This is a genomic window from Sinorhizobium sp. P24N7 (assembly GCF_042436655.1).
Classification (GTDB): domain Bacteria; phylum Pseudomonadota; class Alphaproteobacteria; order Rhizobiales; family Rhizobiaceae; genus Sinorhizobium; species Sinorhizobium meliloti_A.
In genome coordinates this window covers 97,238-123,525 of record NZ_JBHMIW010000011.1, presented here as the reverse complement: position 1 = coordinate 123,525, position 26,288 = coordinate 97,238, and the positions used below count along the sequence as shown (strand labels likewise).

Sequence of the window (26,288 nt, the reverse complement as noted above, 5' to 3'; positions counted from 1 at the left end):
CATGAGGTCGTCGCGCTGTGTCTGACTGCGTCGATGCGCCTGCTACTGTCCGGCCTTTGCGATCCGCGACGCCGAGATCGATCGGGCGACCCGCTCGAGGGTCGGATAATCCGCCCCTCTCCCGGTGGCGATATAGCCCGGGCACATGAAATCCGCGGCATCGACCGCCACCTTGCCGAGGGTTAGCGGCTCGTATCGCCCGCCGGCATTCCTGAGGATGAGCGTTGCGGCGGCGACGTCCCAGGCGTTGACGCCGAAGCCGGCTGCGGCGTCCGCCCATCCGGCCGCCACATGGGCGATGCTGAGCGCCGCGCTTCCGGGCCGGCGCAGTGTCGAGAAGGTTTCCGTCAATGCTCCGAAATTGGCAAGCGCCGCCTCGCGGCCGTCGAGCCGGAAATCACGTGCAACCGGGTAGCCCGTGATCAGAGTGGCGCGCTTTTCGTCACCGGCGGCACGCGAAGCGAGTGCCTTGCCGTTCAGCTCCGCCTTTTCGAGATCGGCCGAGAACATGAGGTCCGCCACAGGGTCGTAGACGGCGCCGGCGAGCACGGCCCCATCCTTGACCACGGCGACCGATACGCACCAGAAGGCAATTCCGCGCGCGAAATTCGCCGTCCCGTCGATCGGGTCGACATACCACTGGAACTCGCCGTCGCCCGTCTGGCCGCCCTCCTCGCCCATGACCGCCGAGTTCGGCTCATGCTCGAATATATATGCTCGAATGATCGCCTCCGCCCGCCGGTCGTGGACAGTCACGATGTCGTGCAGATCGGCCTTGTAGTCCACCGCCATTTCGAAACGGAACGCCTCGAGAAGGGGCGCTCGGACCGCAAGGGCTGCTCCCCGCGCGGTCTCCGCAAGGCGCTGCGAGAGAGCAACGGCATGGCGATCGGCGATCATCGGCCCGGAAGGCGGACTTTGCTGCATTGGATATCCCAGTCTGTTGGAGGAAAGCCCGGCGCGACGCCCGCGCCGGAACGCGGTCACTTGCTGTAATTGCTGCGCCAGAAGTCCTGCCACTCCTCGCGCCGGTCGAAGTCGCTGAGGCCGGTGGATGAATCGTAGCCGAAGAGCCGATCGGACACGGCCATCAATCCGGACGGCTCGTCGGCGGGCATCTTGATGTCGATGTTGGTCGGCAGCTTGCCGTCCTTCATCTGCGGGCCGATGCCTTCTTCCGTAAGGATATAGTGGACGAAGAGCCTGGCGGCGTTCGGGCTCGCTGTCTTGGAGGCGATCAGCCCGAGCTTGACGTAGGTCCAGCCGATCCAGGGGTCGAGGTCCTTGCAGATGCCGAGCTTGTATCCCTTGGCTTCGTTGTCGCGGAACTTGGCCGAGCTCAGGAGGCCGAAGAACGGCGCCTTCTGCCCCGGCGCGCCCACGGCCTCGGCCACGGGATCGTCGCCGTCCGTCGCTAGCGGCGCATTCTCCGCCAGCGCCTTGATCCAGGCGGCGGATGCGCTTTTCTCCTCCGTCTGCAAATCCTTGCCGAAATGCGCCTTGTAGGCGGCGGCGACCTTGTCGTCGCCATGCGCCTCCATCTGGTTGAACCAGTCGGTATAGGTGCTCTTCGTCAACGGGTCGACGAGCGCGACCTTGCCCTTCCACTTCGGCTCCGTCAGTTCCCATATGTTGGAGACCGGGCATTTGTCATAGGCTTCGGTGTTGTAGGCCCAAACATTGGCATTGGTCGAAATCGCCAGCGGATTTCGAAACTCCGCCGGTATCTTGGCAGTCATGTCCTCCGGCAGATAACTCTGCACGAATTCCTCCGGCAGGAGCTGCGCCAAGGCTGCCGGCGCGTCGGTGATCAGGACAACGTCGCCCTGCACATTGTCCGCCTGCGCCTCGCGGATGATCATTTCGAGCTGGCTGTTCGCCGACACCTTCATGCCGGTCGCCTTCAGCCCGTATTTGGCGCTGAAATTTTCCGCCATCTCGACGATCTTGCCGGTGCTGTCATAGATGGTGATCGGTTTTTCGTTCCTTGCCGCCGCGATCACGCGATCGAGGTCGAACCCGTCTGCCGCAACAGCCGTGGCCGAAATCACTCCGGCTGCGAGTCCGAGTGCGGCCACCGCGGTCCGCCCTATCCTGTGAATATGCGCCTTCATCATCTCCTCCCGCTTCCGGCTTCTATTTTTGATAGTGCACGCGCCAGAAATCCTGCCACGTCTCACGCGCGTCCCAGTCGTCGAGGCTGGTCGCCATGCTGTAGGGCAGAAGCTGGTCGAGAACGGTCGCTATCCCCGACGGTTCGTCCGCCGGCGGAGCCACTTCCCTGTTGGTCGACATCTTGCCGTCCACGGCCTGCGGAGCGATCCCTTCGGCCGTCATGACGTAGTGGATGAAGAGTCGCGCAGCATTTGGGCTGTCCGTGCCCTTGGTGATCAGCCCGACGCCCGGATAGAGCCAGCCGACCCATGGCTTCAGGTCCTTGCAGAGGCCGAGCTTCATGCCCTTTTCCGCATTGTCGCGGAACTTCGCGGAGCTCATCAGTCCCATGAAGGGTTCGGATTGCCCGGGCGCCCCGACCGCATCGGCCGCCGCGGCGTCCGCATCGGTCAGGAGCGGCGCGTTGGCTGCAAGCGCCTTGACCCAGGCCGCAGTCGCGCTTGCCTCCTCGGTCTGGATATCCTTGCCGTAGAGCGCCTTATAGGCGGCAGCGACCTCTTCGTCGCCGTGCTTCGCCATCTGGTTGAACCAGTCGACATAGGATGCCTTCCCGAGCGGATCCTGCATGGCGACCTTGCCCTTCCATTCGGGCTCGGTCAGCTGCCAGATATTCGTGACCGGGCATTTGTCGAAGAGCTCGGTATTGTAGGCCCAGACATTGGCGCTGGTGACCACCGTCAACGGGTCCTGGTACTCCGCCGGAATGTTCGCTGCGAGATCCGGGGGCAGCCAGCTCTCGGCAAATCCCTGCGGGATGAGCTGCGCCATGGCGGCCGGAGCGTCGCTGATGATGGAGACGTCGCCCTGGATGTTGTTGGCCCGGGCCTCACGGATGATCATCTCGAGCTGGGCCGATGCCTTGACCTTCGAGCCCTCCGCGCCGACGTCGTATTTGTCGGCGAAATTCTTCGCCATCTCGACGATTTTGCCGGTGCTGTCATAGACCGTAATCGGCTTTTCCTTGCGGGCCGCCTCGACAAGGGCGTCGATATCGAAAGGTTCCTCCGCCCGTGCTCCCGTGCCAAGCACGGTCAGCATCGCCGTCGCGCAAAGCAAAAATCTGCCGCTTCTCACATTCCGCTTCATATTTTTTCTCCCTCCGCAGGTTTTTCCGGTTTGTCGGATATCAGTTGTAGGCGAGGCTTCTCAGTCGCGCGTCCGCCTCCGCGATCCGGCGGCCGTCCGTATCGAAGACATGCAGGGCCTCCGGCGGCGCGAAGAAAAACACCCTGGCGCCCTGCTCGATCCGCGGCAGAACATGGGTCGTCAGGAACAGGGTGTGGCTCTCGCTCCTGAGCTCCAGGATCCAGTTGCCTCCGGTCGGCAGAACGCCGGTCACGGTTGTCTCGCCGGAGAAGCTGCCCTTCGGCACATCCTCGATCCGCGTTGCATAGCCGATCGCCTCCGGGCGGATGCCGACGGAGCCTACCCCCGTGAGGTGCGGATAACGCGTGGCAAGATAGGCCTCCGCCTTGTCGGCCACGTCACACGTGCCGGGCTCGCCGAAGGTCAATATGTTGATCGGGGGACTGCCGACGAACTCTGCGACGAAACGGTTCGCCGGGCGATCGTAGATGTCGTTCGGCGTGCCCATCTGCTGCAGAGTGCCTTCGTTCATGACGGCGATCGTCGTCGCGAGCGTCATCGCCTCCCATTGATCATGGGTAACGAAGACGATGGTGGTCTTGAATTCCTTATGCAGCCGCTTGAGCTCCGCCCGCATTTCCAGGCGCAACCGCGCATCCAGATTGGAGAGCGGCTCGTCGAGGAGCAGCACGCCGGGGTTGATGGCCAGCATGCGGGCAAGGGCCACTCGCTGCTGCTGGCCGCCCGACAATTGCGACGGATAGCGGTCCCGGTATTTGGCGATATCGAGCGCCTGCATGACGCGCTCGACGCGCTCCTCCCTTTCCGCTTTGGGGAGCTTCCGCAGTCTGAGGCCGAAATCCGTGTTGCGCTCGATCGTCAGATGCGGCCACAAGGCATAGCTTTGGAAGACGAGGCCCATCTCCCGCTTCTCCGGCGGTACGAAGACCCCGCCGGCCACGCAGTCGACCACACGATCGCCGACCTTGATTTCGCCGCCCGACAGGTTCTCGAGGCCGGCAATCATCCGGAGCGTCGTGGTTTTCCCGCAACCCGATGGCCCGAGGAGGCACATGAATTCGCCATCGCGGATCTCGAGATCGAGGTTGGACACGGCGTTTGCGGAATTCACGCCGTAGTTCTTCTGCGCACCGCGCAGGTTGATCGTTGGCATCAGCTTCCAAGTCCTTCTGCAAGATTTGTGCGGGTCAGCTTCTGGGCGATGAGCGTGCCGCCATAGGCGATGGCGGCGATGATGAGCACCACGGCATTCGCGGCCTGCGTGTAGTGGTAGTCGACCAGCCGCAACGAATAGGTGGTCAGCACATCCGTGCTCGGCACCGCCAGGATGACGAAAAGGCTGAGGCCCTTGATCCCGGAGATGAACGGCAGCAGCACCCCCGTCACGAGCGAGCCTTTCTGGATCGGAATGACGATCGAGATCATCCGCCTGAGCCAGCCGGCTCCGGCGACCTGGGCCGCCTCCTCCGGGTCCTTGCCGAGCTGCGTCATGGCCGAGATGCCGGCGCGCGAGGCGTAGGGCATCTGGTCGGCGATGAGCGCGAGAATGAGGATGATGACCGTGCCATAGAGCGCCGGCAATGGGCCGCGGGGAACCGCGAAAAGCGACAGATAGGCAGCGGCAAAGGCGATGCCGGGTACCAGATAGGGCAGGAAGGTCACCTGCCGAAGATAGACCGACAGGAGGCGCACCGGCGTGCGGATGACCACGTAGCCGACCAGCAGGCCGAGAATGCCGGAGGTTACCGAGGCGAGGCCGACGATCGTCAGCGTGTTCTTTGCAGCGTCCCAGAGATCGGGGCTCAAGAGGATGCCGGTCTTCAGGGCAATCGTGTCGAGATCCCGACCGATCCAGTAGTCCAGCGTGAAGTTGTCGAGCGTGAACCTCGCAGGCATCTTCATGATCGTCGACAGCAACAAGGTGAGGAGCGGCAAGCCTACGCTCAACAGAAAGACCGTGGCGGCGAATCCCGCCGCCGGCAGACGCATGCGGCCAAGGCGACTCTGCCGGTTCATCGACCCCTTCGAACCGATCGTGACGAACCGCCGTGCCTCGCGCACCAGCCGTGCATCGATCCACAGAGTGATGATGCCCATCAGCATGATCGAGCCGGCGATCACCCCGGCGACGCCCGTCTGGCGCGAGGCGATGCTGCGGAAGAGCGACGTCGAGAGAACTTCGAACTTGACCGGCAGACCAAGCACATAGGGCACGCCGAATTCGCCCAGGCACTTGGCGAAGATGAGCACCATCGAGGAGAGCAATGCCGGCCGCATCAGGGGCAGGATGATCTGCAGCGCCACCTGGTGGCGCTTGGCGCCGAGAATGCGTGCCGAATCTTCGAGCTGGGAATCGAAGCGCCTGAGCGCCGAGCCGAACAGGAGAATGACGAAGGGCGTATAGTGCAGCGCGAGGATGATGGTGATCGGAATCCGGCCATAGGCAAGCCAGTCGGGCGGCGTCAGCCCCATCGCTTCCAGCCATCCGGGCTGGCCGCCGACCGTACGGTTCTTGAAGAGCGTCGTCCAGGCGAGCGCGAAGGTCCAGGCCGGCAGCATGTAGGGCACGATCAGCGCGGTCGCGAACCAGCGGCGCCCGAACATGTCCGTCCGGCTGATGAGCCAGGCAAGCACAGTGCCGATCAGCAGCGACAGCGATATGGCGCCCACGGCTACCGAGAGCGTATTGAAGAGCGGTCGCCAGAACAGGTCCGCCGACACCGGCGAGAACAGCGCTCTGTCGAGATAGTAGAGCGTGAGATCGCCGACATCCTTGCTCAGACGCCGCTCGTGCCCGAACTGCACGCGAACGGCGTCGAGCACGATGGAAATGATCGGAACGACGATCAGGTATGTGAACAGCAACGCCGTCAGAACACCGATCAGGGTCGTGGGTTCACGCAGGGCAACCTTCAACCGATAGCGCCATGCCTGCCAGGCCGAAGGCGTGGCAGACCGGTTTTCGGCTGCCGCCTTTGCCGGTTCACTTAGAAGAGCCATTGTTCCTCCCATGGCCGCTTATGCTTGCCGGCATCCATGTCCGTCACCGCGCGCTGAAGTCGTTTGCAGAAAGCTCGGGCCGGCTGTACCACATCGGCAGCCCGCCTCCGTTCCTCCCGGGCCATGCCGTTGCTGCGCCGTCGCCGCCGACAGCTTCGCGACGTCTCCTCCCCCTGAGACGAACGCGCCGTCGCCCGGCCCGCTGACGGAATGAAAATTCCAAATTCCGTGTCTTTATGGAACGTATGATCGATTCAGCCCGCCCGTTTGTCAACAGAAAAATGCACACGTGATCAGTCATCTATCGTGTTGTATTTGCTGTATATTTTTGATAAGCACACGTGTTCATTTGCATTCCCGCTCCGGAACGGGCTCCATGTGCCTGTCGGGCCCGGGAAAGGCAGCAGGGATTGAAAGCGGGCTGGCCGCGGCCCGAGCAATTTTCCGCTTGGAACTTTTCGCGGTTCATGGCCTCTGATAGAGGGCTGATCGATGCCGAAAGGAGGACGGATGGCGAGGACTTTTGTGACGGCCGAGGAGGTCGCAAAACGTGCGGGCGTCTCGCGCTCGGCAGTATCGCGTACCTTCACTCCCGGTGCCAGCGTCTCGAAGACCGTCCGGCGCAAGGTCCTGAAGGCTGCCCGCGAGCTCGGCTATCGCGTCAATCGGCTCGCCCAGGTCTTGAACAATGACCGCTCCAACCTGATCGGCGTCGTCGGCGCCAATCTCTCCTCGCCCTTCATTTCCAAGCAGCTGGACCTGCTGAGCATCGGGCTCTTGCGCCAGGGTAAGCAATGCCTCCTTCTGAATGCCGCCGACGCCCGCCAGGACATAGCCCCTTTGATCGAGCTTCTGTTCGAGTTTCGCGCCCAGGCGATCGTCGTTCTCTCCGGCGAGCCGCCCGCCTCGATCGTCGATGAATGCATCGCCAATGGCGTGCGTCTCATCCTTATCAACCAGCGTCTCGACCGCACGGACACGAACATGGTGCTGAGCGACGACTCCCACGGCGCCGACCTCGCGGCACTGCGGCTGATTGAGGCGAAGTGCAAAAAAGTCGCCGTCGTCACGAGCGGCAGCCAGACCCCCGCCCAGCTGCGGCGCGCGAAGGCCTTCACGCAACGAATGCAGGCCGAGGGCGTGGACGTCGTCGCCTGGTCGGGCGGTCCGACGAGTTACGAGTCCGGGCTGCAGGCGGGGCGTGAGCTTCTGGTCGACAAGGCGATCGACGGTGCCTTCTGCGTGACCGATCTTCTGGCGCTCGGCTTCCTCGACGCGGCGCGGCTGGAAATGAACCGGCGGGTACCGCAGGACGTCTCTATCGTCGGCTTCGACGACATTCCGCAAGCCGGTTGGAAAAGCTACGGGCTCACGACGGTTGCCCAATCCTTCCAGGCCCTGACGGAAAAGGTGCTTTCAGCCCTGGACAGCGACGAACCGGAAACGCGGATGCAGGTCGTGCCGGTAGCCCTAGTGGAGCGGCAGACGGCGCGCTAAGGCCTGTTGATTCGGGCACGTCCGGATGGAAGACGCTGCGCACTCTTGCTGGAAGTGCTTCAGCTTCAGACGGCCTGGCGGATGCGGCTCTCGATCAGGAGGCCGCTGCCGTCGAGGATCGGGTGGGCAACCGAAGCGACGTGGGCGTTGATCCGCTTCAGGTCGCGCAGCATGTCCAGATGCAGCGAACTCGTCTGCATGCTGTCCAGCCTCCCTTCGCGCAGGCGCTGCAGGTGGCATTCCGCCGATTGCTTCTCGAGCCGGCGCACCTCCTCCTTCACCTCCACGAGACGGCGTGCCAGCTCAGCGTCGCCGGTCGCGAAGACAGCCTGGGCCATGCGCAGGTTGTCGAGCGTGATCGCGAAGAGCCTTGCGAGTTCCCCCTGGCCGTCCTCGGAAAAGCGCAGGCCGAGGCTGATCTTCTTTGCGATCTCGGGATGCAGCCCCTTCTCGATGATATCGCCGATATGTTCGAGGTTGATGGCATAGTCGACGATATGCCGGGCCCGGCGGTGATCGTCTTCCGTCATATCGTCCTTGCCCACCCTCGACACGTAGAGCTTGATCTCATGCTGGATCCGGTCCACCCGCCCTTCGAGCATGCTGATATCCGCAAGCATCGAGAGGTCGTTCGTCTTGAGCGCGTCCAGGGCCCGCACCAGCATGCTCTCGATCAGGTCGCCCACCGCCATGACCTCGCGACCGGCACCGGCAAGTGCGGCGACGGGTCTCGCGAGGGCCTTCATGTCCAGGTAGCGTGGTCCGTTGTCGCTCTCCGCCTCCTGCGGGATGAGGCCGGCCGTCAGCCGATAAAGGAGAGGCGACACTGGAAAGGCGATCAGCGCCACGGCCAGGTTGAACAGAAGATGGGCATCGACGGCGAGCTTTTGCGGCGAAAGCCCTGCCAACTCCATGAATTCCGCACAATAGCCGGCCAGCGGCAGGGCGATGGCGCAGCCGGTTGCCCTGACGATGAGGTTGCCGATCGTTACGCGCCGCGCGCCTGCGGAAGCGCCGAGCGTCGCAAGCACCGGCGGCACGGCCCCGCCGAGGTTGGCACCGAGGACAAGAACGACGACGAGCGCGGTCGAGATGCCGCCCGCGGAGGCCAGCGACAGGATGAGCACCACGATGGCGAGACTGGAGGAGGCGAGAATGGCGAGTGCGGCGGCGAAGATCAAAGCCACCGGCCGGGCATTGTCGAGCATCGCCAGGAAGGCGCGGAGTGCCGGCGACTGCAGAAGCGGATCGGTCGCCGCTGAGAGCAGATGCAATGACAACAGCATGAGACCGATGCCGACGACGGCGCTGCCGGCGCCGTTGCGCGCGCCGGACCGCGCTCGGGCGAGGGCAACCCCGGCGAGAATGAGCAGCGGCGACAGCCAGCCGAGACCGAGCGCCACGATCCACGCCGTGGCGGCCGTCCCGACATTGGCGCCCAGCAACACGAGCTGTGCCATCGCCGGCGCAATCAGGTCCTTTTCCACGAAAGAGGCGACCATGAGTGCGGTCGCAGTCGAACTCTGAAGGGCCACTGTGGCGACGAATCCTGCAGCGAACGAACGCAGCCCGCCGCGCGTGCCGGCGGCGAGGCCGGTCCTCAGCCGCGCGCCCCAGGCCCGCGACATGCCGTCCTTGACCTGTGCCAGTCCGTAGAGCAGCAGCGCGACCGCGCCGAAGAGATTGATGCCGACAATGGCCGATTCCATGAGCCCACCCTAACCTGCCTGCCAACGGGTTGACGCGACGGTGCGCCTCTCTTCCAGCGCCGCATAGGCCATCCGACCACTCACGCCGGAGCGTCTTGCTGCACGGGATCCGACGCAACGACGATCTGCGTCTCGCCATTTTCCGCGCGGTCCAGAAACAGACTCAACGCTCCAAGGAATATGGCCAGAAAGCCTTTCACCGAACTGTCGTGTCGGCTCCTCGCCTCGCATCCGACCTTTCGGCGAGAAAGCGATAGACGGGCAGCCGCGATTTTTCGATATGCGGCAAAGCGAGCGATGCCCCCTGCCGAAGGCAGTACCAATCGGCGACGAGCTCGATCATCGGCAGGCTTCTCAGCTCGGCGATGTCGATCGCCGAAGCGTGCACCAAAGCGGACAGAATCGGAGCGCCGCCGGCGCTCTCTTCGGTGAAGAGACACGCGATCTCCTCGAGCGTGACGTCTGCCACGCGCTCGACGACTGCCGGCGGCCATTCCTCGGGAAAATAGCGGTGGCTGACCAGTGCCCGCTTGTGTGCCCTGAGAAAGGCTCCGTAAGTGGAGCTTGAAAAGGCGGCCTCCGGCTCTTCGCCGAGCAGCGCGACTTCTCGTTCATAGGCGCTGCGGAGCCGCTGGTCGGCAGGCAGTCCGGACAGCTCAACCGTCTCCATGACGACGCTCCCCTCTCCCGGATGCGCGATCTTGAAGGCCGGCGGAAAGGCTACGAGCGACGGGACCGCAATATTGGTGAGCGACCGGTCGCCGTTGCCGCGGCGCGTGACGCCCTCCACATGAAGGTGCCCGCTGAAATGGAGCGACAGTCCGGCCGCAAGCAGCGCCCGCTCGACATCCTTTCGGGGTGTGCGCCTGGCGATGTTGGTCTCGCCGAACAGCGCTGCCTCGGCGCCGGTCGCGCCATCGAAAGGGTCGAGCACCGGATAGTGCGAAAATGCAAGCAGAGTCTTCCCGAGCCTCCGTGCCCGTGCGCAGACGTCGGCGATCCAAGAGACGACAAAAGGCTTGCAGCGGATCATCGCATTCCAGCCGCCCGAGGTGCTGTCTATGAAAGCCGCTTCCTCACCCCATTCAAACGTCCCGTTCACGGGTTCGAAGACATTGGCATCGATCATCAGCAGCCAGAGGCCGGGCTCGGGTTCGACCAGATAGGACGCGTCCATCAACTCGTAGCGATTGCTGCCGTCCGGTGAGGCCACCCCGTATCGGCGGTCTTCGACCGCATCGGAGGTGCCGAACGGGGTCTCCCAATGGAGATATTCGGGCCTGCGGAAATAGCCGAAGGCCGCCATCGGATCGAGGCCCGCCGGATAGCCTTCGCAATACATCCGGTCACTGACGGTGACGCCGCTGCCCGCGCCGTTCGCATCGCTGGTGACGAGAATGCCCCGGCCGTCGCGGCCGAGGAATTGTTTTGTGTGATGCCTGCCCCGCAGCCCGAAGATGTCGTGATTGCCGGGAAGCGCATAGAACGAGATGTCGAACGCATCGGCGTGCTCATGGAGAATGTCCCGCAGAGCGCTCGTGGTCGCGCGTTGGCCGTCGTCCGTATAGTCCCCGAGCAGCACGACGTGACGGATGCCGCGCCGGCGTACCTCGGCAAGGGCCGCCAGAAACGCCTCCGCACTTTCATTGAAGACGCGTGTGGATTGCCGGGTGTCCGCCCAGCTGCGCATGGTGATTTCCCGACCCTCGACGGCCACTCTCGCAAAGCCGAAATCCGTTTCGACATCGTGGAAATGGGCATCGGCTATTACGGCGACGGCCGGCAGGGTACGCTTCAGCATGGCCTCTCCTTCTGCCGTTCGCGCTCGATCATGTCGATCCAGGCGGAGGCCCTCCTTGCTGCCTCGTAGAGCATCGGCTTCGGCGTCTCGAACCATTCATCCGGCATCAATTGCCTGCGCGTGCGGATCGCCGCCACGGCATCTTCAAGCGTCGGGTAAAGGTTCGGTTGCTGCTTGTGGAGGAAAAGCGCGACGAGCGAGACGGAACGGCTTCGTCCGCCGCGGCAGTTGACGAGAATGTTTCCGCCGTCCCGGAACGGATAGGTGGGCCGCTTCGGCATCGACTGGCGAAGCGCACCGTCGAGGATGTAATAGGCTCCCAGCATCATGGTTTCGGGGCTGCCCTCGTCATCGATCATGCCGATCTTGTAGTAGCGTATTGCCGCGAAGCCGGACGCCCTGCGCTCGCCATCTGCCTCGTCGGAAGGCCCCTCGACATAGTTGATGTCGAGGTTGATGGCACAATTGACGACGGCCGTGATGCCGTTTTGTCGCAGAAGCCCCAGATCGCGCGCGCCTTCGCTGCCGCCGATGTAGAGAGCGGAGCCGTGCGGCCCCAGTCCCTCGGCAATCAGGCTGATAGCCGGTCGGGTATGGACAGGTGCATCCATGCAGTCTCCTCTTCGCGGCCACGCCGCGTCAGCCTCCAATACGCCAATCGGCCGGTCCGCGCGCTGCTCAGGCCGGAGCCGTCTGCCGGTCCGTCGGCATCGCATATGCGGCCAGGGGTATGTTCGAGGCGCGGCTCGTGTCCGATGCGAGGCCGGGCGCCACGGCAAGAGCCGGGCCACCGGCATCCAGGCTGCCGATCTCGAGGTATGGGCAGACGACTCCGCCCGCCTCGCTCACGAGCAGAAGGCCGGCAAGGCAATCCCAGGAATTCATGTGCAGTTCAATATAGCCGTCCGAGCGGCCATCAGCGACGTAAGCGAGCGCCAATGCGCCGGAACCGGCGCGGCGAACATTGGCGCCCATCCCGAGCAGCGCTTCCATGACGCCGAGATAGGCCGTGTTCGGCACGCGCATCGACCAACCCATTTCCAGCGACGCAGCGTCGAAGCGGGCGGTTTGGGCGACCCGGATGGGAACGCCGTTCCGCGTCGCGCCCGCCCCTCGGCGCGCGAAGTAGAGCTCGTCCAGCGCCGGATTGTAGATCGCGGCGATCTCGGTCGCCCCGTTTTGGACAAAGGCGATCGAGATGCAGAAATGCGGGATGCCCCGCGCGAAATTCGCCGTGCCGTCGATGGGATCGACCACCCAGACCCGGTCGCTTATCGCTCCCCCACCCTCTTCGCCAAAGAAGCTGTCGCCCGGAAAATGCGCGGCAAGCGCGTGGCGGATATAGGCCTCGGAGGCGGCATCCACTTCGGTCAGGAAGTCCTGAGGCCCTTTCATCGAAACGTTCTGCCTGGCCTCGCCATGAAACCCTTTGAGGGTCAATGCGCCGGCTGAGCGAATGATCTCGCGACAAAGTTCTGCACGACTATCGAGGTCATCGGAATAAGGCTGTCGACTCACCGGCGCTTCCACTTCATTGCACACGCGCGCAATATTGCACACGTGTTCATAGGGTTCAAGCCCGTTTAGCAACCGCAATCCTCTGACCATGCGTGTTCAATTTTCGAAATCGCCGAAGATGTCCTGCAGGCGGGTGAGCGTGTCGACCCGCTCGCTCACCTCCTCTCCGAGCACGACGATGACGTTGCTCAACATGAGGTCCATAACCGCGGTCATGGTCGCGGCGCCGTCCCAAAGCGGTCCGTGGGAACCGGGAACGACGAGACAGACATCGGAAACGTCCTTGCCCCAAGGGCAGAATTCGTCGGTCAGGAGGACAACCTTGACGCCGGCGCGGCGCGCTTCGAGGGCGAGCGGCTTCGCCTTTGAAGCGAAGCGGCGGACATCGTGGAGGAACAGCAAACGCCCCTCGACCGAGCCGTCCAGCAATTCGGCGTAGGTACCGTTGAGGCCGTCGACGAATTGCACGCGGGGCCGCGTGTACGAGAGCTGGCTCGCGAAATATTGTGCAATGCCGCGCACGTTCTGGTAGGCGGCGACATAGACCTCGCTGGCGCCGACAAGCGCCTCGATCGTCTGTTGCCATTCCGGCGCGCTGGTGAGTTCGTATATCTGACCGAGATTGTCGATCTGCTGCTGGATGAGGCGGGCAAGGAGTTTGCCCTCTCTCCGGTCCTCTTCCAGCCGATCGACCTGCGCCTTGACCTGCCAGGCCGGGTTCGACCGGCCGCGGCGCAGCTCGCCCTTGAGCTCATCCAGCCCGTCGAAGCCCATGCGGCGCAGGTAACGGCCCACCGTCATGGGCGAGAGTTCCAGTCTCTGAGCGATCGAACGCGCCGTCTCGAAAGGCAGATCGGCGATGTTGCGCTCGATATAGTTGGCGATCAGCTTGTCGGATTTGGACCGTCTGAGGTCGTCGGACTGAACGAGCTTCAGAATTCGTTTCGACACGTCGCCCTCTTCCAAAGGACCGCCCGTCCAAAGACGGGCGGGTACGCCATCACTGCGCCGTCTTCACCCGCGTCCAGGCGCGATCGAACTGACGGAGCGCCGGCCCGAGATCCTCGAAAATCTGCAGGCGCGCCATCGTGTCGGCCGGCGGATTGATTTCCTTGCTATTCTTGATCTGCTCGGGGGTCAATTGCCGCGCGGGAACATTGGCGGTGCCGTTGGTCTGCTGCGCCACGTTGAGCGCCGCCACTTCCGGACGCGTGTAGAACTGGAGGAACTTGATGGCATTCTCCTTATTTGGCGCGCTTTTCAGGACACAGATATCTTCCTGGTACATGGTCGCCCCTTCCTCGGGGATTACGTAGCCGAGGTCCTTCTGATTGCCGAAGACGTCGACCATGGCTCCGACGAAGAAATGGCCGGCTGCGACGTCGCCGGATTGAACCATGGGCCGCGTGTCGTAGGTGAAGGCCGCCACATAGGGCTTCATTTCCATGATCGTGTCGGCCGCCTGCTGGAGCTGCGCCGGGTCGGCCGAGTTGACCTTGTGCCCGTTGAGCATGAGTCCTACGGCGAGCACCTCACGCATGTCGTCGAGAAGTGTGAACTTCAGCCCCTTCTCCTTGACCGTGGCGATCAGGTCCTTCCAGCCGGTGATGTCCTTGCCGAGCACTTTGCGGTTATAAAAAATGCCGACCGATCCCCAGGCGTAGGGCAGGCAGTATTCGCCGTCCGGATCGCTCTTGGCCCGCAGGAAGGAAGGATCGATATTCTTGAAGCCCTCGTAGCGGCCAATGTCCGTTTTCTCCAGGAGGTCGAGCTTGGCCATGATGTCGTGCATGTGCACGGAGGGAAAGACGATGTCGTAACCCGTCGCGCCGCCCTGGATTTTCGCGAGCATTTCCTCGTTGGAGGAATAGGTCGACAGGTTGACCTTGATCGAGGTCTCCTCCTCGAATTTCTTGAGCACCTCCGGATTGATGTACTCACCCCAATTGTAGATGTTCAGTTCTGCGGCACATGCCAGGCCGGTCGTCGCCAGAAATGCGGCAAGGGAAAACGCAGTGCCGCGCATCCATGCGCGGAGTCCGGATGTGCCGGCGCGATCATTCGCTGTCATCGAAATTCTCCTCTGAAGTTTCGGTGCGCCCGTGCGTTCCCTGCACCGGCTTTTCCCGCCACGACTTCTTCCGGCCGTTGACTTGGATGCACAAATGGTATCCATATATCCTAATCGCACAAGCGTTATTTTAATAACATTTTGGGGAACGATGATGCGAGAATCCATAGTCTGCCTGGAGAAGGCGGCGAAGACCTTCGCCGCGCCTGAAGGCCACAGCGTGACGGCGCTCGGGGCGATCGACCTCAGCGTCCGCCGGAACGAATTCCTCACTCTGCTCGGTCCCTCCGGTTGCGGAAAGACAACCCTTCTGCAGGCGATCAGCGGTTTCGTGGAACTCGATTCCGGCCGGATCCTGATCGATGGTGACGATATGACGGAGCGGCCGCCCTATCGGCGGCCGGTCAACACCGTTTTCCAGAATTACGCGCTCTTTCCCCACATGAGCGTTGCGGAGAATACGGGCTACGCGCTCGAAGTGGCGGGGGTGGCGAAAGCGGAGCGCGCCAAGCGCGTGGCCGAGGCGCTGCACTTGGTTGGCCTGGAGGGTCTGGAACGCCGCATGCCGCGCCAACTCTCCGGCGGCCAGCAACAGCGTGTGGCACTCGCCCGTGCCATCATTGCCCGCCCCAAGCTTCTCCTTCTCGACGAACCACTCTCCGCGCTCGACAAGAACCTGCGCCAGGCCATGCAGATCGAACTCAAGACATTACAGCACGAGCTCGGCATTTCCTTCATCTTCGTCACCCACGACCAGCAGGAAGCGCTCACCATGTCCGACCGCGTCGCCGTGCTTTCCGGCGGGCGCATCCAGCAGATCGATACGCCGCGCGCTGTCTACGACCGACCGAAGAGCAGCTTCGTGGCAACCTTCGTCGGTGCGAGCAACCTTTTCGCGGGACATGCGGACGAGGTACAATTCGTGACCGATGACGGGATCGCCATTTCCCATGCGCTGCCGGGCTCCACGGGACCGGCAACGGCGCTTATACGGCCGGAACAGTTCTTCCTGGCAGGTCCCGGCGAAGGCTTCCCGAGTCTTGACGTGGACCTCGAACAGATCGTCTTCGTCGGCTCGGTGTTCGAAATCTTCGGCCGCACGCCGACCGGGCGGCGTGTCATCGCGGAAATTCCGGCCGCGCGCCGCAGTCTCATCGGCGAGATCGAACAATCGCGCCGCGCACGCCTCGCCTACGACCCCTCAGCCGTCCATCTGATCCCCGCCGAGGCGGCCTGACATGTCGTCGATCGCGCTGCGCCGCCGCACTCAGCTCGCCGTCCTGATCGGTCCGGTCTCGATTTTCCTCGCCGTCTTCTTCCTTGGGCCGCTTGGGATCATGATCGTCACGAGTTTCCTTGCGCCCGGTCTTTACGGCGGCGTGGAATGGACATGGTACCCGCACAACTACGGCCGCATTCTCGGATTCGCCGATCCGATGTTCGAAGATTTCGACCCGGTCTACATTTCCATCTTCCTTCGTTCCCTGAAGATCGCCGCGCTGACGGTGGTCGCGACGCTGCTCGTCTGTTATCCGGCTGCCTTTTGCATCAGCCGGCTTTCGGAACGCTGGAAGAATTTCTGCCTCTTCCTGATCACCCTGCCCTTTTTCACCAGCCTTATCGTCCGGCTGTTCATCTGGGTGCTGATCCTGCGCCAGACCGGCCTCGTCAACGGCGTATTGCTCGGCACGGGCCTCATCGCCCGGCCGCTGGACCTGATATATACCGACGGCGCGATCATCCTCGGCATGGTCTACATCTTCATTCCCTTCATGTTCATGCCGGTCTATGCGAGCGTGGAAAAGCTCGACTGGACGCTCGTTCGCGCCTCCCTCGATCTTGGTGCCGGGCCGGTCCGCACTTTCCTGCGCATCATCCTGCCGCTGACGGCGCCCGGGATCGCCGGCGGCGCGCTGATCGTCTTCATCCCGGCGCTCGGCAACTTCGTCGTTCCCGCGGTTCTCGGCGGGGCCAAGGTGATGATGCTGGGCAATCTCATCGAGCAACAGTTCCTTTCGGCGCGGAACTGGCCCTTCGGATCAGCGCTCGCGATGATGGTCATGAGCGTCATGCTCGCCCTGCTGTTCGTCCATGTGATCCTGTCCGGCCGCCGCGGGATCGATGCCGCGACCGGCCGCTGAAGGAGGTGCAATGAAAATCCTCGCTACCCTCGGACGCGGCAGCCTGATCGCATATACCGCGCTGTTCTTCGCCTTCATCTACATCCCGCTGGTCTTGATCGCCGTCTATTCGTTCAATTCCAACCCCGTGAACATGATGACGTGGACGGGGTTCACCACCGAGTGGTACGCACAGGTTCTCGGCTTCAAGACGACGGTCTCGGAGAACGCGCTCTATATCGAATCGACCGACCAGCTGATTCAAGCCGTCTGGAACAGCCTGGTCATCGCCGCTTCGACGACGGCCATCGCCACGATCCTCGGAACCGCGATCGCGATCGGGCTCTACCGCTTCGATTTTTTCGGCCGGCGCCTCTACAGGGCCGTCATGTTCATGCCGATGCTGATGCCGGATATCGTGCTCGGCATTGCGCTTCTGATCTTTTTCGTGAATGCCGGCGTGAACCTCGGCCTGAAGACGATCATCATCGGTCAGTGCACCTTCCTGATCTCCTATGTCTTCATCGTCGTCTCTGCCCGCCTCGCCGGCATGGACCGCACGCTGGAGCATGCTTCGGCCGATCTCGGCGCGAAGGAATGGACGACCTTCCGGAAGGTGACATTCCCGCAGCTCCTGCCCGGCATTGTCGGCGGCGCTCTCCTCGCCTTCATCATCTCGATGGACGACCTGGTCATCACCTATTTCATCGCCGGCGTCGACGTGACGACGCTGCCGATGTTCATCTTCGCCATGCTCCGGCGCGGCATCAAGCCGGAGATAAACGCAATCGCCGTGATGATGCTGACCTTCTCCTTCGTCGTCGCCTCGCTCGGCCTCTACCTCCGTTCCCGGCAGAAGTAACATGAATCAGACGCCCAAGACCAAAGTCCGCGCTCGGGATCTCGGCCTGCCTTTCTTCGGACCTACGGGACCCAACAATGCCATTACCGACGTGGAAGGCGTCGCCGTAGGCTTCCGCACGATCCGCGAGGAGACGCCGCGGCCCGGCCGCAACCTGCCGGTGCGCACGGGTGTGACCGCGATCCTCCCGCATGCGCAAAGCGATACACCGGTCCCGGTCTATGCCGGCGTGCATCGCTTCAACGGCAATGGCGAGATGACCGGAACGCACTGGATCGAAGACGGCGGCACGTTCCTGGGGCCGGTGATGATCACCAACACCCACGCGGTCGGTATCACGCATCATACGACCGTCCGGTGGATGCTGGAGCGCTACGCCTCGACTTACGAGACCGGTGACTTCCTCTGGCTCATGCCGGTGATCGCGGAGACCTATGACGGGGTGCTGAACGACATCAACGGCATGCCGGTCTCTGAAGCGGATGTGCGTGCCGCCCTCGCGGCGCTTGCGCGCGGGCCCGTGGCCGAAGGGAATTGCGGCGGCGGGACCGGCATGATCGCTTACGGCTTCAAGGGCGGCACGGGCACGGCATCGCGCATTCTCTCCTTCGGCGGCCGGGACTACACGATCGGCACGCTCGTGCAGGCAAACCATGGCCAGCGGGACTGGTTGACGATTTGCGGCGTGCCGGTCGGCAAGCACCTCCGGGACAACACGCCTCAAAGCCAGTTGCAGGAGCGCGGATCCATCATCGTCGTGATCGCCACAGACCTGCCCATGGCGCCTCACCAGCTCAAGCGGGTCGCACGCCGCGCCGCTATCGGCATCGGCCGTAATGGAACGCCTGGCGGCAACAATTCGGGAGATATCTTTCTCGCCTTCTCGACCGCCAATAAGCAGCCGATGCTCCATCGCGCGCCACCTTTGCTGTCCCTGCAGATTGTCAACGACGAACAACTCGACCCGATCTACGCGGCGACGGTGGACAGCGTCGAAGAAGCCGTCGTCAATGCAATGCTGGCGGCGGAGGACTGCGGCGGCACGCCACATGACCGTCTGAAGATCGACGCGATTCCTCATGACGCGCTGGTCGACCTGCTCGGACGGTACGGCCGCCTTGCAGTGTGAAGGCGCAGATCAACCTTTCCGGGCGGACGTGCGTAATTTCACAACGGTGAGAGCGACGCGCCGTGCCGTCCGTCGGTTCTCCTGAACTTAAGGTCACATGAGACGGGCTGCGTCAGAAGCCCGGCAGAACTCCTGAACCCGCGACAGATTGGCCACTGTCACGATCGATAGGCCGCCTCTTTCTGGTATCGGAAGGCGAACATGCGCTGCATCGTCGGCCGGCTCGTGGCCGTACGGGGCCACATAGCCTTCATCCCCGAAGGCAATCAGCAGCTCACGCAGCGGCATATTTGTAAATTTAAATTTGCAAATCCTTGCAATACATGTAGAAAATACGGCACGTAAGATAACAACAATCGGATTTTCAGCGTCTCCCCATGCTTGTCATTCTCGCCGATGATCTGACGGGTGCCCTTGATTCAGCTGCCCCGTTTGCGGGCCGCGGCCTTCATACGGAAGTCGCTCTCGCCCTGGGCTCCGTGGATGCTGTACTGGCGGACGGACCGGACGTCCTCGTCGTCAACGTGATGTCGCGCGAGATTTCCCCGGATGAGGCGCGCAAGGCAACATCCGACGTCCTGAAGCACGTCCCCGAAGATGCGCGGATTTTCAAGAAGGTCGACTCGCGACTGAAGGGCAATATCGAGGCCGAACTCGACGCTACTCCTTTTTCGCGCGCCCTTGTCGCGCCGGCCATCCCGGATTTCGGCCGTATCGTGGTCGACGGCCAGGTCCGCGGGTTCGGTGTGGAGGCGCCTATCCCGGTCGCCCAAAGGCTCGGCCGGCATGCGGCTCGGGCATTGGTCCCCGATACCATGTCGCGCAAGGACATGCTCGCCGCATTGGCAACCGCCGAGACGGCCGGCTGCGATCTCATGATCGGTGCGAGAGGTCTTGCCGATGCACTTGCCCACCGGATGACGGATAGCGAAACGCTGCCGCTGATCCCGCTGCCCCGCAAGCCGATATTGATCGTCGTCGGATCGCGCGACCCGATCACCGTCGAGCAGGTCGACGTGCTGCGCGATAACCGCCCCGCCGAGTATATCCCGGCGGTCGGAGGCAGGGTGCTGAAGCCTGGCACCCCGGCAACCGGGCCGGTGACGATCATTCAGGCGGTCGAAGGCGAGACGCCGCTCAGCCCGGCCGAGGTCTCCGCCAACCTGGCCGACAGCGTCGTTCCGGCCTTCACCGGCGCGGCCACGACTCTGCTTCTTACCGGTGGCGCAACGGCCGAGGCCGTGCTGGCAAGAATGGGCGTTTCCCGTTTCCGCCTCCTCGGCGAATGCATGCCCGGAATGGCGCTGGCCTTCGCCGACGGCCGCTATATCATCACCAAGTCCGGCGGCTTCGGCGGACCGGAAACGCTGAGCCACATCGCAAGGCAAATCACGGGGGAGGCGAGATAGACGATGGGACTGCAGGAAGGGACCCCCCGCAAGGGCCTGCCCGACATCGTGTTCGAAAGAATGCACCGCGCGATCAAGTCCGGCGCCTATAAGCCGGACGAGCGTCTGCCGACGGAGCACGAGCTGGCGACGGAGTTCGAGGTATCCCGGCCGATCGTCCGGGAGGCGCTGAAGCGCCTCAGGGACCAGGGGCTCATCTATTCCCGGCGTGGCGCGGGCAGTTTCGTGAGAGCCGTGGGCCTTCGCGAGCCGCTCGGTTTCGGCCAGCTCGAAAACGTCGCCGATCTCCTGAACTGCTATGAATTCCGGCTGACGCTGGAGCCTGCGGCTGCGGCCGCGGCAGCGCTCCGGCACGACGAGACGAGCCTCGCATCGATCCGCCGGGCACTCGAACTGCTGCGCGACGCCACCAACCGGCAGTCCCACCGGGAGGATGCCGACTTCCAGTTCCATCTTGCGATCGCCCGTGCTGCCCAGAACAGCTACTTCTCGACGGCCATGGAGGCGCTGAAAGAGCACATCGCCGTGGGCATGAAGTTCCATGGCATCTCGGTGAAGCGAGAGGCCAGCGGCCTCTCCAGGGTTTTCGCCGAGCACGAGGCGATTGCCGATGCCATCGCCGCCGGCAGTGCGGAGGAGGCCCGCATGCTGATGCTGAAGCATCTGACCGGATCGCGCGACCGCCTGTTCCTGGCCTCACAGTAGAGGCAGAACCGGCCGGGGAAGGCGAAGGGAAGGAAGCATCTCCCCAATCGCAACAGGCCTTAGAACGCCGCCCGATAGATCTCCAGCACATCCGCCTCCCTCATGTCGACCGGATTGTTGTCCATCAGCCGCCGGATCGCATGCGCATCGGCGGCAAAGCGCGGCAGGTCGGACTCCTTCGCGCCATTGGCGGCCAGAGACATCTCTATTCCGAGGCTGGCGCAGAAACCTTTCGCGGCCGACAGCAGATCACGTTGCGAGAGATCTTTGCCAAGCCCCAGGGCATCCGCGACTTCCGCCGTCTTTGCCGCGACGGCCGGCTGGTTGAAGGCGAGCACATGCGGAAAGATGATCGCATTGGCGAGGCCGTGCGGCAGATGCAGCAGCGTGCCGAGCGGATAGGATATGGCGTGCCCGGCCGCCGTGTTGACGGGACCGAGGCATATGCCGCCGTAATAGGATGCCAGCATCATCCCCTCGCGCGCTTCGGTATCTTCGCCGTCGCGCACGGCACGGGCGAGATATTTGCCGACGAGGTTGAACCCCATGCGGGCGAAGCCGTCGATCATCGTATGGGCCTTGCGGTTGGTGAAGGCCTCGACGCAGTGGGCCATGGCATCCACGCCGGTCGCCGCGGTGACGGCAGGCGGCACGCTGTAGGTGAGTTGCGGATCGAGCACGGCGAGATCGGCGATCATGTGCGGACTTTCGACCGCGATCTTGCTGCCCTTGCCCGGGTCGGTGATCAGCGAACGGATTCCGGCCTCAGAACCCGTGCCGGCGGTCGTCGCGACCTGCGCAAGACGCGTGTTGCGGCCGGCCACGCGATTGGGCCCGGCGACATCGGCGAGCGATTGCCCGGAGTCCCAGAGCGACGCGACCAGCTTGGCGACATCCATCACCGAGCCGCCGCCAAGACCCACGATCAGGTCCGGGCGAGCTTTCCGCGCGGCATCCAGCGCCGCCTCGAGTGTCGCGATATCCGGTTCGCCGGGGATCGCGTCGAATAAATCGACCTTTCCCGAGAGCTTCAGGCTGTCGGCAAATCCGGACGTGACCGGCGTCGCGATGACCAGGGTGGAGCCGACCTGACCGGCCCAGGCGCCGACTTCCCCGATGCTTCCGGCGCCGACGACGAGTCGGCGCGGCTGATGGATCGTGATCATGACGCTGCCTTTCTGCTTGCCTTGCCGGCCACGAGTTTGCGCGCATAGGCGATCGCGGAATTCAGGTTGCCGTGATTGGCGATACCCTTTCCGGCAATATCGAAGGCAGTACCGTGATCGACGGAGGTGCGGTCGATCGGAAGATCTACGGAAACATTGACCGCCGTATCGAAGGCGACCAGTTTGATCGGGATATGACCCTGGTCGTGATATTGCGCGACGACCAGATCGAAGCCTCCCGAATAGGCGCGATGGAACACGGTATCGGCGGAGATCGGGCCCTGCACATCGATGCCTTCTTCACGCGCGGCCGCCACCGCAGGCCCGATCTGATCATCGTCTTCCGTGCCGAACAAGCCGTTCTCGCCGCAATGGGGATTGATGCCGGCGACCGCGATGCGCGGGTGCTCGTAGCCGATGCGCTTCAGATGCGCGTTGCCGGCGCGGATCGTGGCAAGAACCCGCTCGGTGGTGGCGCGGCCGATCGCCTCCTTGAGCGACACATGGGTGGAGACGTGAATGACCTTGAGTCGCTCGGAGGCAAGCAGCATATAGGCGGCGCTCGATCCGGTCAGGCTGCGCAGCATGCCGGTATGGCCGTCGTAATGATGGCCCGCCCTGTTGAGTGCTTCCTTGTTGATCGGCGCCGTGACGATGCAGCCGATGTTGCCTGCCTGGGCATCGCGGACCGCGCGCTCGATGAACCGGAAGGCTGCGTCGCCTGCCACTGCCGAAAGGCTGCCCCAGGCGAGCGGCGCGCCCTCGACCGGAAGGTCGACGACATAGGGCTGAAGCTCGACCGAGAGGCCAAGTGCCTCCCTTGCAGCCTCAAGCGTCGCAAGGTTGCCGTAGATGCGGGTCGCCTCCCGGTCCGCAGCCGACATCTCAGCAAGCGACCGGACCGTGATCTCCGGTCCGACGCCACAGGGATCGCCCATGGTGATGCCGATAATCTTGCTCATCTGTTTCTCCCCTCGTCGGCCCACCCGGGCGGCAGACGGACATATTTGATTGCGCGCCGATGGTAGGTGTAGGCGACGTGCAGACTGCCGTCGTCCCCTTCCAGGAGCCACGGATAGGACATTTCCTTGTTGTGTCCGTCGGTCGAATTGTTGGAAAGGCAGGTCCCCGGACCGTCCTCGATCACGATACGGTCGGGGAAGGTGCGCCCGCCGTCGGCCGACAGGCAGACGCTCACCGGCGCCCGCGGCACGCCCCAGATCGGCACACATCCGCCTGAAGGATCGGCGTCGGGCCGGCCGTCGTCGTCTCCGAGCTCGTCGTAAAGCGATGCGCGCCGGTCGGCCGAAAGGGCCGCATTCACCGGATTGCAGATCATCGCCAACCGGCCGTCCCCGAGCCTGCCGACGGCAATCGAGGAATTGTTGTTGGGCACGTCGGTCGGCGCCGGGAGGCTCCACGTCCGCCCGCCGTCGACGCTCTCGACGCGGTAGACCTGGTCCGCCTGGCGGCGGCGGAAGAAAGCCGCGTAGCGGGTGTCGCCGACAGCCACCGGGCTCATGTGCACGCAACCGATCGAACCGGCGAGGTCGGCGAGCTGCCAGCTTCGGCCGCCATCGGTCGAAATGCCGACGGCCGCATTGTCGTGACTGCCGTTCCACTTCTGACCGGGGCGCTGGATGCAGCGAAAGATCGGCAGCAGCCATGCCCCGTCATCTCTGATGACGAGCGGCGCGCGGATGAAGCAGCCGCGCGGCAGGTCGAGATAGCGCCCCTCGGAAGCGGCAAGCCTGGTCGGATCAGCGGCATCCCTCTCGATTGCGGCCATGCGAATGCGGCATTCGTCCTGGTTGCCCGAGGGCTGCGACGTGTGGAAAAGCCAGAGCCGCCCGTCGGGCGCCGTGAACAGCACCGGGTTCTGCTCGGAGTGCTCGGCATCGAAACTCAGCCGCTGCGGCTCGCCCCATTGCGCGGCGCCGGGGGCGAGCACCGACGCGAAGATCGAAATGTCGGATTTTCCCTCGAGCGTCCCACCGAACCAGGCACAGACGAGACTTCCGTCCTCGAGCCTGTGCAGAAAGGCTGCGTGGTTCTGCACCATGGGCGAGGGCAGGAGCGATTCCAATCGCCCTCCCCCGGTCTCCCGGAGCTTGCCGGTCATTGCGTTTGCGATTTCGTCAGGCGTCATGAAAGCCTCCTCATAGATCGGACAATCGCGGAATTTCGAAAGTTGTCAAGTTTTCTATTTTTAGACGGCGCATTCTTGCTGGCGTTTGACTGTCTACATGTTGCTGTTTTTACGCTATTTTTTCTGTTTCAAAATTTTTCATTCCAGGATGGCGGCGAAAACAATTTGACAAACTTGATAAGAAATCGGATGGTCTGGGCAATTCGGCGGCAGAAGGGCGCTTAGCGGCGAGGAGGCTGATTGCCGCAGCCCGCATGGAGAGAGGCGAACGAAGTCGCCGCGCCACACACGAGATCCTAGAGGGAGGAGAATGCAAATGAAAAGAACACTGATTATGGGAGCCCTGATGCTGGGCTCCGCGCTCGCCCCGGCCTTCGCGGCATCCGGGCCGGTCAAGATCGTTCTGCCGGAAGAGGCGGACCTGCTCGAACCCTGCATGGCCACGCGCTCCAATATCGGCCGCATCATCATGCAAAACGTCAGCGAGACCCTGACCGAGCTCGACCTTCGCGAGGGCAAGGGCCTGATGCCACGCCTTGCCGAGAGCTGGGAGCAGAAGGAGGATGGCAGCTGGCGCTTTCACTTGCGCAAGGGCGTGAAGTTCTCCGACGGCACCGACTTCAACGCCAAGGACGTCAAGTACAGCTTCGACCGCGTGATGAGCGACAAGAATGCCTGTGAGTCGCGCCGCTATTTCGGCGGCATGAACATCAAGATCGACGTCGTCGACGACACGACCGTCGATTTCACGGTCGATCCGGTTCAGCCGATCCTGCCGCTGCTCCTGTCGCTGCTGACGATCGTGCCGGAAGAGACGCCGATGGAATTCGTGCGCGAACCCGTCGGCACCGGCCCCTACAAGCTGACCGACTGGACGCCCGGACAGCAGATCGTGCTTTCCGCCCGCGACGACTACTGGGGCGAAAAGCCCGAGGTCACCGAGGCGACCTATCTGTTCCGCGCCGATCCTGCGGTCCGCGCCGCCATGGTCCAGACCGGTGAGGCCGATCTGTCGCCGTCCATCTCGCAGACCGAGGCGACCAACCCGGCCACCGACTTCTCCTATCTCGACAGCGAAACCGTCTATCTGCGCATCGACCATAATATCGAGCCGTTGAACGACGTCCGCATCCGTCGCGCTCTGAACCTTGCAATCGACCGCGAAGCCTTCCTCGGTACGCTGGTGCCCGACAGCGCCGTCCTCGCCACCGCGATCGTTCCGCCGCCGACGCTCGGCTGGAACCCCGACGTGAAGGTCTTCCCCTACGATCCGGAGCAGGCCAAGAAGCTCATCGAAGAGGCCAAGGCCGATGGCGTCAAGGTAGACACGCCGATCACCATTATCGCGCGTACCGCGAACTTCCCGAACGTGACCGAGATCATGGAGGCCATCCAGGCGCAGCTGCAGGAGGTCGGGCTCAAGGTCGAGCTCAAATTCGTAGAAGTCGCCGAGCACGAAGTCTATTATTCGAAGCCCTTCAAGGAAGGACGCGGTCCGCAGCTGGTTGCCGCGATGCACGACAACTCGAAGGGCGACCCCTCCTTCTCGATGTTCTTCAAATACGACTCCGAAGGCACGCAGTCGGGCTTTTCCGATCCGAAGGTCGACGACCTGATCGCCCGTGCCTCGGCTGCCGTCGGAGACGAACGCGCCAAGCTCTGGTCCGAGCTCATCGCCTATGTCCATGACGACGTGGTGGCAGATGTGCTGTTGTTCCACATGGTCGGTTTCTCGCGGGTGTCCGAGCGACTGGACTTCAAGCCCACGATGGCGACGAATTCCATGCTGCAGCTCTCCGAGATCAAGATCAAATGATCTGAACCGCGGACGAGCGGCCATTCGAAATGAAACTTCCGGCGGCGGGACCCC

General features: G+C 63.2%; 21 protein-coding genes and 1 pseudogene. 8 read left to right on the top strand and 14 right to left on the bottom strand.

Translation table 11 applies throughout. The features are described from left to right. Window positions 1–42 precede the first annotated feature (42 nt). From ACFHWW_RS20165 to ACFHWW_RS20145, 5 genes are read right to left on the bottom strand one after another with little or no spacing between them, the layout of a single operon-like run. The gene (locus ACFHWW_RS20165) at window positions 43–927 is read right to left on the bottom strand and encodes an inositol monophosphatase family protein (protein WP_379940396.1); all 885 of its coding nucleotides are present in this window, start codon (window positions 925–927) and stop codon (window positions 43–45) included. 56 nt (window positions 928–983) lie between these two features. Beyond that, window positions 984–2,114: an ABC transporter substrate-binding protein gene (locus ACFHWW_RS20160; protein ID WP_379940394.1), complete on the bottom strand. Its 1,131-nt coding sequence runs from the start codon at window positions 2,112–2,114 to the stop codon at window positions 984–986. 22 nt (window positions 2,115–2,136) lie between these two features. Then, complete coding sequence (locus ACFHWW_RS20155; protein ID WP_018095888.1) at window positions 2,137–3,261, bottom strand: ABC transporter substrate-binding protein; 1,125 nt, start codon at window positions 3,259–3,261, stop codon at window positions 2,137–2,139. A 40-nt stretch (window positions 3,262–3,301) separates the two neighbouring features. Beyond that, on the bottom strand, window positions 3,302–4,435 hold the full coding sequence (locus ACFHWW_RS20150; RefSeq protein ID WP_379940391.1) for an ABC transporter ATP-binding protein: 1,134 nt from the start codon (window positions 4,433–4,435) through the stop codon (window positions 3,302–3,304). Next, a complete protein-coding gene (locus ACFHWW_RS20145; RefSeq protein WP_379940389.1) occupies window positions 4,435–6,282 on the bottom strand; it encodes an ABC transporter permease in 1,848 nt (615 codons plus the stop codon). The genes ACFHWW_RS20150 and ACFHWW_RS20145 overlap by 1 nt, the downstream gene beginning before the upstream one ends. Before the next feature lie 510 nt (window positions 6,283–6,792). Between ACFHWW_RS20145 and ACFHWW_RS20140 the strand changes: the two genes are divergently transcribed. Then, window positions 6,793–7,779: a LacI family DNA-binding transcriptional regulator gene (locus ACFHWW_RS20140; RefSeq protein ID WP_324764339.1), complete on the top strand. Its 987-nt coding sequence runs from the start codon at window positions 6,793–6,795 to the stop codon at window positions 7,777–7,779. A gap of 65 nt (window positions 7,780–7,844) precedes the next feature. Here ACFHWW_RS20140 and ACFHWW_RS20135 read toward each other — a convergent pair whose 3' ends face one another. The 6 genes and pseudogenes from ACFHWW_RS20135 to ACFHWW_RS20110 all read right to left on the bottom strand — a co-directional run bounded on the left by ACFHWW_RS20135 (window position 7,845) and on the right by ACFHWW_RS20110 (window position 14,833). Beyond that, window positions 7,845–9,488: a Na/Pi cotransporter family protein gene (locus ACFHWW_RS20135; RefSeq protein WP_379940387.1), complete on the bottom strand. Its 1,644-nt coding sequence runs from the start codon at window positions 9,486–9,488 to the stop codon at window positions 7,845–7,847. 80 nt (window positions 9,489–9,568) lie between these two features. Then, window positions 9,569–11,289: pseudogene (locus ACFHWW_RS20130) on the bottom strand (metallophosphoesterase). Further along, window positions 11,283–11,900, bottom strand: coding sequence for a dual specificity protein phosphatase (locus ACFHWW_RS20125; protein WP_100670826.1), 618 nt, complete (start codon window positions 11,898–11,900; stop codon window positions 11,283–11,285). The pseudogene ACFHWW_RS20130 and the gene ACFHWW_RS20125 overlap by 7 nt, the downstream one beginning before the upstream one ends. Window positions 11,901–11,967: 67 nt before the next feature. Then, window positions 11,968–12,807, bottom strand: coding sequence for an inositol monophosphatase (locus tag ACFHWW_RS20120; protein WP_275599629.1), 840 nt, complete (start codon window positions 12,805–12,807; stop codon window positions 11,968–11,970). 96 nt (window positions 12,808–12,903) lie between these two features. Then, window positions 12,904–13,758: a MurR/RpiR family transcriptional regulator gene (locus tag ACFHWW_RS20115; RefSeq protein WP_100670828.1), complete on the bottom strand. Its 855-nt coding sequence runs from the start codon at window positions 13,756–13,758 to the stop codon at window positions 12,904–12,906. A 49-nt stretch (window positions 13,759–13,807) separates the two neighbouring features. Further along, on the bottom strand, window positions 13,808–14,833 hold the full coding sequence (locus tag ACFHWW_RS20110) for a spermidine/putrescine ABC transporter substrate-binding protein (protein ID WP_379940559.1): 1,026 nt from the start codon (window positions 14,831–14,833) through the stop codon (window positions 13,808–13,810). Window positions 14,834–15,032: 199 nt separating this feature from the next. On the opposite strand from ACFHWW_RS20110, the gene ACFHWW_RS20105 reads away from it, so the two are divergent. The 6 genes from ACFHWW_RS20105 (at window position 15,033) to ACFHWW_RS20080 (ending at window position 21,103) form a co-directional block, all read left to right on the top strand. Next, window positions 15,033–16,115, top strand: a complete 1,083-nt coding sequence (locus ACFHWW_RS20105) for an ABC transporter ATP-binding protein (protein ID WP_338284161.1) — start codon at window positions 15,033–15,035, stop codon at window positions 16,113–16,115. A 1-nt stretch (window position 16,116) separates the two neighbouring features. Continuing rightward, the gene (locus ACFHWW_RS20100; protein ID WP_275599627.1) at window positions 16,117–17,019 is read left to right on the top strand and encodes an ABC transporter permease; all 903 of its coding nucleotides are present in this window, start codon (window positions 16,117–16,119) and stop codon (window positions 17,017–17,019) included. 10 nt (window positions 17,020–17,029) lie between these two features. Continuing rightward, a complete protein-coding gene (locus ACFHWW_RS20095; RefSeq protein ID WP_338284163.1) occupies window positions 17,030–17,860 on the top strand; it encodes an ABC transporter permease in 831 nt (276 codons plus the stop codon). A 1-nt stretch (window position 17,861) separates the two neighbouring features. Next, complete coding sequence (locus tag ACFHWW_RS20090) at window positions 17,862–18,989, top strand: P1 family peptidase (protein ID WP_338284164.1); 1,128 nt, start codon at window positions 17,862–17,864, stop codon at window positions 18,987–18,989. 377 nt (window positions 18,990–19,366) lie between these two features. Further along, window positions 19,367–20,398, top strand: coding sequence for a four-carbon acid sugar kinase family protein (locus ACFHWW_RS20085; protein WP_379940381.1), 1,032 nt, complete (start codon window positions 19,367–19,369; stop codon window positions 20,396–20,398). A gap of 3 nt (window positions 20,399–20,401) precedes the next feature. Further along, on the top strand, window positions 20,402–21,103 hold the full coding sequence (locus ACFHWW_RS20080) for a FadR/GntR family transcriptional regulator (RefSeq protein ID WP_003532059.1): 702 nt from the start codon (window positions 20,402–20,404) through the stop codon (window positions 21,101–21,103). A gap of 59 nt (window positions 21,104–21,162) precedes the next feature. Here the strand turns inward: ACFHWW_RS20080 and ACFHWW_RS20075 are convergent, their stop codons facing one another. The 3 genes from ACFHWW_RS20075 to ACFHWW_RS20065 are packed head-to-tail and all read right to left on the bottom strand — an operon-like array spanning window position 21,163 to window position 24,418. After that, window positions 21,163–22,269 (bottom strand): iron-containing alcohol dehydrogenase, encoded by a 1,107-nt coding sequence (locus tag ACFHWW_RS20075; protein WP_324764343.1) that lies wholly within the window; start codon window positions 22,267–22,269, stop codon window positions 21,163–21,165. Then, on the bottom strand, window positions 22,266–23,231 hold the full coding sequence (gene pdxA, locus ACFHWW_RS20070; RefSeq protein ID WP_338284166.1) for a 4-hydroxythreonine-4-phosphate dehydrogenase PdxA: 966 nt from the start codon (window positions 23,229–23,231) through the stop codon (window positions 22,266–22,268). The genes ACFHWW_RS20075 and pdxA overlap by 4 nt, the downstream gene beginning before the upstream one ends. Next, entirely contained in the window at window positions 23,228–24,418 is a 1,191-nt protein-coding gene (locus ACFHWW_RS20065; RefSeq protein WP_324764345.1) for an exo-alpha-sialidase, read from the bottom strand. The genes pdxA and ACFHWW_RS20065 overlap by 4 nt, the downstream gene beginning before the upstream one ends. A gap of 316 nt (window positions 24,419–24,734) precedes the next feature. Between ACFHWW_RS20065 and ACFHWW_RS20060 the strand changes: the two genes are divergently transcribed. Further along, entirely contained in the window at window positions 24,735–26,234 is a 1,500-nt protein-coding gene (locus tag ACFHWW_RS20060; protein ID WP_018095900.1) for an ABC transporter substrate-binding protein, read from the top strand. Window positions 26,235–26,288 lie beyond the last annotated feature (54 nt).